The organism is Achromobacter sp. 2789STDY5608621 (assembly GCF_001299375.1).
GTDB classification, from domain to species: Bacteria; Pseudomonadota; Gammaproteobacteria; order Burkholderiales; family Burkholderiaceae_B; genus Achromobacter; species Achromobacter insuavis.
This window is the reverse complement of record NZ_CYTU01000062.1, coordinates 22728-29574: the sequence shown is the minus strand read 5'-3', so window position 1 is coordinate 29574 and position 6847 is coordinate 22728. Positions and strand designations below refer to the sequence as shown.

Here is a 6847-nt window from a genome sequence, read left to right as displayed (position 1 = left end):
CTGCGGGGGCGGCCGGCGCGCGTGGCGCGCCGGCCGGGCGCCGTCAGGCGCTTTCGAAGATGCGGGTCAGGACGAACTCGCGGTGGCCCAGGGCCTCGGCCGCGGTCCAGCGGCCGTTGGCGGTGGCGAGCATGCATTCGAGCAGCTTGTCGCCGGCCTGGTTCAGGTCGATCTCGCGTTGCAGCAGGGCGCTGGTGTCGACGTCGATGTGTTCCGACATGGTCCGCACCGTGCGCGGATTGGCGCAGATCTTGATGACCGGCAGGATCGGGTTGCCGATGACGTTGCCCTGGCCGGTGGGGAAGAAGTGCACCGCGTAGCCCGAGGCCGCGCACAGCGTCACCATCTCGGCCGCGGCCGAGGACGAGTCCATGAACCACAGGCCCGGCCCGTCGGGGATCTCGGCCTTGTCGATCACGCCGTCGACGCGGCACTGCTTGCCGATCTTCTGGATGTTGCCCAGCGCCTTTTCCTCGATGGTGGTCAGGCCGCCGGCGATGTTGCCCTTGGTCGGCTGCGATTCGGACAGGTCGCTGGTCTTCCAGCGGTCGATCATGGCCTGGTAGCGGTCGAACATGAACATGAAGCGTTCGCGCACGGCGTCGTTGGCGCAGCGCTCGGCCACGATGTGTTCGCCGCCGGTCAGTTCCGAGGTCTCGCCGAACACCAGGGTCGAGCCCAGCGCGTAGAGCTTGTCGAAGGCGTTGCCCACGGTCGGGTTGGCGCCGCAGCCCGAGGTGGTGTCGGACTCGCCGCACTTGGTCGAGACCCACAGGTCCGAGATCGGACACGTGCTGCGCGTGAGCGCGGTGGCGTAGTGCACGAATTCCTTGGCGCAGCGCGAGGCGCGCATGATGGTGTCGTGGTCGCCGTGCAGCTCGATGCTGAAGCCCATGACCGGCTTGCCGGTGGCGGCGATGCCGTCGACCACGCGCTTGGTCCAGCCTTCCTCGATGCCGATCACCACCACCGCCGCCACGTTCGGGTTGCAGCCGGTGCCGATGAGGGTGCGGAAGTGCAGTTCCAGGTCTTCGCCGAACTGCAGGCGGCCGTAGGGGTGGGGCAGGGCCAGGGTGCCCTTGATGTTGTTGGCGACGGCCTCGGCCGCGGCGTTGGAGATGTCGTCCACGGGCAGCACGATGACGTGGTTGCGCACGCCGACCCGGCCGTTGTCGCGGCGGTAGCCCTGGAAGGTGGTCTGAGCATTGATGACGGACATGATGGTTTCCTGTGTGGGCGAGGGGAGGCGGCTTACCAGCGCTTGGTCTTGATGTTGTGCACGTGGGCGTGCTGGCCGGCCTGGATCGGCGCGACCACGCGGCCGATGTCCACGCCGTACTTGAAGACCGTGTCGCCCACGGCCATGTCCTTGATCGCGACCTTGTGGCCGATGGGGATGTCCTGCGAGGCCCGCACGTGGACGATCTTGTCCTCGTCCATGATCCAGGCATTGAGCTCCGTTCCGGCGGTCAGGCCCTCCACCACGGCGACCGCCACCGTGTCCTTGGCATCGTGCAATACGGCGTGAATCATCGTCTTCCTCTCCTGGGTGAGCGCGCGGCGGAGTGCCGCGGGCGCTTCGGATCACAACGTCCGGCAAATCTTAGGGCGGGCTTTTTCGCATGTCAACTAAATCATATATATGAATTGTATGACTTGAGCCGAGGCGGTCCTCGCCGCTACACTGGAGGCCCTGATTTATTGCGATGCACCCATGAACACCAGCCTGTCATCGACTGTGCCTTTGGGCAGTCCCTTGTACGAGCAGGTCAAGCAGGCCGTGCTTGCCGCGCTGGCGCAAGGCGAATGGAAGCAGGGCGAGGCGATTCCGCCGGAAAAGAACCTGGCCGAGCGCTTCGGCGTGTCGATCGGCACGTTGCGCAAGGCCATCGACGAACTGGCCGCCGAGAACATCCTGGTGCGCCATCAGGGCCGCGGCACCTATGTCGCGGTGCACACGCGCAACCGCCATTTCTTCAAGTTCTTCCGCATCCTGCGCCAGGACGGCCACAAGTCGTATCCGGCCACCGAGCTGTTGCGCTTTCGCCGCGTCAAGGCCTCGGCCGAGGCGCGCGACAAGCTCGGCCTGCCGGCCGGCGCCTACGTGTTCGAGTTCCTCAACATGCTGTCGCTGAACGGCGACGTGGTCATGGTCGACGACATCTGCCTGCCGGAATCGCGCTTTCCGGGCATGACCGAGGCGCACCTGCGCGAACGCGCCAGCACGCTGTACGCGCTGTACCAGGACGTGTTCGGCGTCAACGTCATCGCCACCGATGAACGCCTGCGCACCTGCCTGGCCGACCGTTCCCATGCGCGCTGGCTGGGCGTGGCCGAGGGCGGGCCGTTGCTGGAGATCCGCCGCCTGGCGTATTCCTACAACCGCCAGCCGGTCGAATGGCGCATCTCGCGCGTCAACACCGAACGCTACGAATACCTGGGGCATGAACCCTGGGAGGCGGGGGCCTGAGCCGCCGCCCGGCCCGCGTATCGGACGCGGGCGCTTGCGGCCCCCCGCGCAAGCAGTGCTAGAATTCCTGCCGCACTACCCAATTTTCGGCGCCGATTTGCCTGATCCGCTTGCGGGCGCCTTCCAATAAATCCAGCTAAAGAGGTCCGTATGACCACTCCTGCCCAACATTCGGCCGGTGATTCGGCCAGCGCCGCGCTCGCGACCCTGCCCGCCGCCGCCATCTCTCAGTCCGACGCCGCTGATCCCGGTTCCGTCGGACTGGTCGCTCCCGTCTTCCTGCGTTTCGACGAGCCGCTGGCCTTGCTCAGCGGCCAGTCGCTGGCTTCCTACGAGCTGGCGGTCGAAACCTACGGCACGCTCAACGCCGCGCGCAGCAACGCCGTGCTGATCTGCCACGCCCTGAACGCCTCGCACCACGTGGCGGGCCAGGCGGCCGACAGCCCCAGCGATGTCGGCTGGTGGGACAACATGGTGGGCCCCGGCAAGCCGGTGGATACCGATGTGTTCTTCGTCATCGGCGTCAACAACCTGGGCTCGTGCTTCGGCTCGACCGGGCCGGCCAGCATCAATCCCGAGACCGGCAAGCCCTGGGGCGCCGCGTTCCCGGTGCTGACGGTGGAAGACTGGGTGCAGGCGCAGGCGCGGGTCGCGGACCACTTCGGCATCGAACGCTTCGCCGCCGTGATGGGCGGCTCGCTGGGCGGCATGCAGGCCCTGAGCTGGGCCATCACGCTGCCCGAGCGCGTGGCCAATTGCGTGGTCATCGCCAGCACGCCGCGCCTGTCGGCGCAGAACATCGGCTTCAACGAGGTGGCGCGGCGCGCCATCATCACCGACCCGGATTTCCACGGCGGCGACTATTACGCGCAGGAAACCGTGCCGCGCCGCGGCCTGTCGGTGGCGCGCATGATCGGCCACATCACCTATCTGTCCGACGATGACATGGCCGAGAAATTCGGCCGCGCCCAGCGCGCGCCGGCGGCCGATGGCGCCTACCACTACGGCTACGACGTCGAGTTCGAGGTCGAGTCGTACCTGCGCTACCAGGGCGAGAAGTTCACCCGTTATTTCGACGCCAACACCTACCTGCTGATCACCCGCGCGCTGGATTATTTCGATCCGGCCCGCAAGACCGGCGGCGACCTGGCGCGCGCGCTGGCGCCGGCCAAGTCCGACTTCCTGCTGGTGTCGTTCACCACCGACTGGCGCTTCCCGCCGGAGCGCTCGCGCGAGATCGTGCGCGCCCTGCTCAAGAACGCCAGCCCGGTGACCTACGCCGAGATCGACGCGCCGCACGGGCACGATGCCTTCCTGCTGGAAGACGCGCGCTACCATGCGGTGGTGCGCGGCTACTACGAGCGCATCGCCCGCGAACTGCAGCTGACCGGCGCCGCCCAGACCGAAGGACGCTCCGCATGACTCCTGTGACTCCCCGTCCCGCCCTGACCGCGCTGCGGCCCGACCTGGCGCGCATCGCCAGCTGGATCGAGCCCGGCAGCCGCGTGCTGGACCTGGGTTGCGGCGACGGCGCCCTGCTGGCGCACCTGCGCGATCAGCGCCAGGTGCGCGGCGCGGGCGTCGAAGTGGACGACACCTGCGTCATCGCCTGCGTGCGGCGCGGCGTCGAGGTGATCCAGCAGAACCTGGAAGACGGCCTGGCGCTGTTCGACGACAAGCAGTTCGACACCGTGGTGCTGTCGCAGACGCTGCAGTCGATGCACCGCACCGAGCACATCCTGCGCGAAATGGCGCGGGTGGCGCGCCATGGCGTGGTGTCGTTCCCCAACTTCGGCTATTGGCCGCACGGCTGGGCCATCCTGCGCGGGCGCATGCCGGTGACGGGCCAGATGCCCTACCAGTGGTACAACACGCCCAACATCCACCTGTGCACGCTGCGCGACTTCGAGCAGTTGGCCGGCGAGCTGGGCCTGCGCATCCTGGAACGCGCCACCTTCAACGAAGGGCGCGAGATCAAGGCCTTCCCGAGCTGGCGCAGCACCCTGGCGGTGTACCGCTTCGCCTCGCCCTGACATTCTGCAACGCGGGCTGACGGCCCGGGCGCCAGCGCCTAAAATGCCGCAAGCCCGCCGCGCACGCCCGTGCGCCGCGGCGGCTCGTTCCAGGAGACCGTCATTACCGCTGTATCCAACGTCTACACCAGTCCCCGCGTCGCGCCCCTGCTGGTCCTGGGGTTCGCCAGCGGATTGCCGCTGGCACTGACCAGCGGCACCTTGCAGGCCTGGGCCACCGTGGCCGGCGTGCCGTTGCAGCAGATCGGCTTCCTGACCCTGGTGGGCACGGCCTACACCCTCAAGTTCCTGTGGGCGCCGCTGGTGGACCGCTATGCGCCGCCGCTGCTGGGCCGGCGCCGCGGCTGGATGCTGGTGACGCAGGTGCTGCTGGGGCTGGCGATCATGGTCATGGGCACGCTGTCGCCGTCTTCGGCCTTGCAGACGCTGTCCCTGCTGGCGGTGCTGGTGGCTTTCCTGTCGGCCACCCAGGACATCGCTTTCGACGCCTATTGCACCGACGTGCTGCGCAAGGAAGAGCGCGGCGCCGGCGCGGCCATCAAGGTCATGGGCTACCGGGTGGCGATGATCGTTTCCGGCGGCCTGGCGCTGATCCTGGCCGACCAGTGGATCGGCTGGGGCAATACCTATGCGGTGATGGGCGGCCTGATGCTGCTGTGCGCGCTGGCGACGCTGTGGGCGCCCGAGCCGGAGCACGTGGCCAAGCCGCCGCGCAGCCTGGGCGAGGCCGTGTCGGCGCCCTTGCAGGAGTTCTTCACCCGGCGCGGCGCGCTGGCGGTGCTGCTGCTGATCGTGCTGTACAAGCTGGGCGACGCCTTTGCCGGCGCGCTCTCGACCACCTTCCTGATCCGCGGCGCGGGCTACACGCCCACCGAGGTCGGCGCGGTCAACAAGGTCATGGGCATGGCCGCGACCGTGGTCGGCGCGCTGGCCGGCGGGCTCATCATGTCGCGCTGGACCCTGTACCGGTCGCTGATGGTGTTCGGCCTGCTGCAGGCGGTGTCCAACCTTGGTTACTGGCTGATCGCCGTGAGCCCCAAGAGCATCTGGCTGATGGGCGCGGCGGTGGGGCTGGAAAACCTGTGCGGCGGCCTGGGCACGGCGGCCTTCGTCGGGCTCTTGATGGCCCTGTGCCGCCAGCGCTTCTCGGCCACGCAGTTCGCGCTGCTGTCGGCCTTGTCGGCCGTGGGCCGGACCTATCTGGCCGGGCCATTGACGCCGCCATTGGTCGAACACCTGGGCTGGCCCGGGTTCTTCCTGGTGACGGTGGTCATCGCGCTGCCGGGCCTGTTGCTGCTGTATCTGCTGCGCGGCCGCATCGAGGCCATGATGCAGGACGGCGACGCCTGACGCCAGGCCCGTGCGGGTCCGGCGCCAGGGCGGCGCGTTACGCCTCGTCGGTCAGGCGCACGATCAGCACGTCGCTGGGCAGCGCTTCCAGCAGGCGCTCGGCGACGCTGCCGATGGCGGTGCGCAGCAGGCCGGTGCGGCCATGGGTGCCGGTGACGACCAGGTCGGAACGGTGGTTGAACGAGTATTCCGACAGCACCGTTTCCGGCTGGCCGCATTCCAGCACCACCTTGGGCGGCGTCACGTCGGCCAGTTCCGGCGTCTCGGCGATGAACTCGCGCGAACTCTGCTCGGCCGCGTGGTAGAAGCTGCGGGTGACGGCGTCGTCCGGCACGTTCTTGCCCTGGAACGGCACGTCGTAGGCGTGGAACAGCGTCAGGTCGGCGTTGGGCACCAGCTGCAGCGCGGCGCGCAGCGCCTGGCGCGAGCCGGCCGAGAAGTCGGTGGCCACCAGCACGTCGCGGTACGGCTTGCGCGGCCGGTTCTTGACCACCAGCACCGGCTGGCGCGCTTGCCGCGCCAGCTTCTCGACCGTGGTGCCGAGCAGCAGCCGGCCCAGGGTCTCGTCGCGGGCGATGCCGGCGATGATCAGCGAGCAGCCGAAGCTGTCGGCGGTTTCCATGATGCGCATCAGCGGATCGCCCGTGACCACCACGACTTCGGTGGCGACGCCGGCGTTGGCCAGGTCTTCGGCCAGTTCGCGCTCGGCCACGGCCTTGTGGTCCGCGGCCAGCCGGCGCCAGACCGGGGTGGTCAGGCGCGCCGATACGCCGTGGTTTTCCATGACGTGCAGCACGACCAGCTTGGTGTCGAGTTCCTTGGCCAGTTGCAGCGCGCGATCCAGGGCGCGATCGCCCCGCGCGCTGAGGTCCGTGGCCAGAAGGATGGGGCCAGGTTGTTGCGACATACGTTTCTCCCGAGATGGGGCCGGGCCGGTGACTCCCGCTAGCCCGCCGTCCGGCCGTTATCGCCCTTGCGGGCACACTCCCATTGT

Annotated in this window: 7 protein-coding genes and 1 riboswitch; of the genes, 4 read left to right on the top strand and 3 right to left on the bottom strand. The window is 68.4% G+C overall.

Annotated elements, in window-relative coordinates; translation table 11 throughout:
* Nucleotides 1–43 precede the first annotated feature (43 nt).
* Together AOZ53_RS30250 and AOZ53_RS30245 are read right to left on the bottom strand one after the other, a co-directional pair.
* On the bottom strand, nucleotides 44–1219 hold the full coding sequence (locus AOZ53_RS30250; protein ID WP_054433131.1) for a UxaA family hydrolase: 1176 nt from the start codon (nucleotides 1217–1219) through the stop codon (nucleotides 44–46).
* A gap of 32 nt (nucleotides 1220–1251) precedes the next feature.
* Nucleotides 1252–1533 (bottom strand): UxaA family hydrolase, encoded by a 282-nt coding sequence (locus AOZ53_RS30245; protein ID WP_054433132.1) that lies wholly within the window; start codon nucleotides 1531–1533, stop codon nucleotides 1252–1254.
* A gap of 181 nt (nucleotides 1534–1714) precedes the next feature.
* Between AOZ53_RS30245 and AOZ53_RS30240 the strand changes: the two genes are divergently transcribed.
* The 4 genes from AOZ53_RS30240 to AOZ53_RS30225 all read left to right on the top strand — a co-directional run bounded on the left by AOZ53_RS30240 (nucleotide 1715) and on the right by AOZ53_RS30225 (nucleotide 5853).
* Nucleotides 1715–2470, top strand: a complete 756-nt coding sequence (locus AOZ53_RS30240; RefSeq protein ID WP_054490689.1) for a GntR family transcriptional regulator — start codon at nucleotides 1715–1717, stop codon at nucleotides 2468–2470.
* Between the two features lie 79 nt (nucleotides 2471–2549).
* Nucleotides 2550–2631: riboswitch (SAM riboswitch) on the top strand.
* Nucleotides 2621–3892: a homoserine O-succinyltransferase MetX gene (locus tag AOZ53_RS30235; protein WP_054490687.1), complete on the top strand. Its 1272-nt coding sequence runs from the start codon at nucleotides 2621–2623 to the stop codon at nucleotides 3890–3892. It overlaps the preceding riboswitch by 11 nt.
* Nucleotides 3889–4503, top strand: coding sequence for a methionine biosynthesis protein MetW (metW, locus tag AOZ53_RS30230; RefSeq protein ID WP_054433135.1), 615 nt, complete (start codon nucleotides 3889–3891; stop codon nucleotides 4501–4503). The genes AOZ53_RS30235 and metW overlap by 4 nt, the downstream gene beginning before the upstream one ends.
* A 102-nt stretch (nucleotides 4504–4605) precedes the next feature.
* Nucleotides 4606–5853, top strand: a complete 1248-nt coding sequence (locus tag AOZ53_RS30225; RefSeq protein ID WP_054490696.1) for a muropeptide transporter — start codon at nucleotides 4606–4608, stop codon at nucleotides 5851–5853.
* A gap of 37 nt (nucleotides 5854–5890) precedes the next feature.
* Here AOZ53_RS30225 and AOZ53_RS30220 read toward each other — a convergent pair whose 3' ends face one another.
* Nucleotides 5891–6760 carry a universal stress protein gene (locus tag AOZ53_RS30220; protein WP_054490685.1) on the bottom strand — a complete coding sequence of 290 codons (870 nt, stop codon included), beginning with the start codon at nucleotides 6758–6760 and terminating at the stop codon, nucleotides 5891–5893.
* Nucleotides 6761–6847: the final 87 nt, after the last annotated feature.

Excerpts from the sequence above, each read along its gene's own strand:
- metW (WP_054433135.1), top strand. The coding sequence starts at position 3,889 with ATGACTCCTGTGACTCCCCGTCCCGCCCTGACCGCGCTGCGGCCCGAC.
- AOZ53_RS30250 (WP_054433131.1), bottom strand. The coding sequence starts at position 1,219 with ATGTCCGTCATCAATGCTCAGACCACCTTCCAGGGCTACCGCCGCGAC.
- AOZ53_RS30240 (WP_054490689.1), top strand. The coding sequence starts at position 1,715 with ATGAACACCAGCCTGTCATCGACTGTGCCTTTGGGCAGTCCCTTGTAC.
- AOZ53_RS30245 (WP_054433132.1), bottom strand. The coding sequence starts at position 1,533 with ATGATTCACGCCGTATTGCACGATGCCAAGGACACGGTGGCGGTCGCC.
- AOZ53_RS30235 (WP_054490687.1), top strand. The coding sequence starts at position 2,621 with ATGACCACTCCTGCCCAACATTCGGCCGGTGATTCGGCCAGCGCCGCG.
- AOZ53_RS30220 (WP_054490685.1), bottom strand. The coding sequence starts at position 6,760 with ATGTCGCAACAACCTGGCCCCATCCTTCTGGCCACGGACCTCAGCGCG.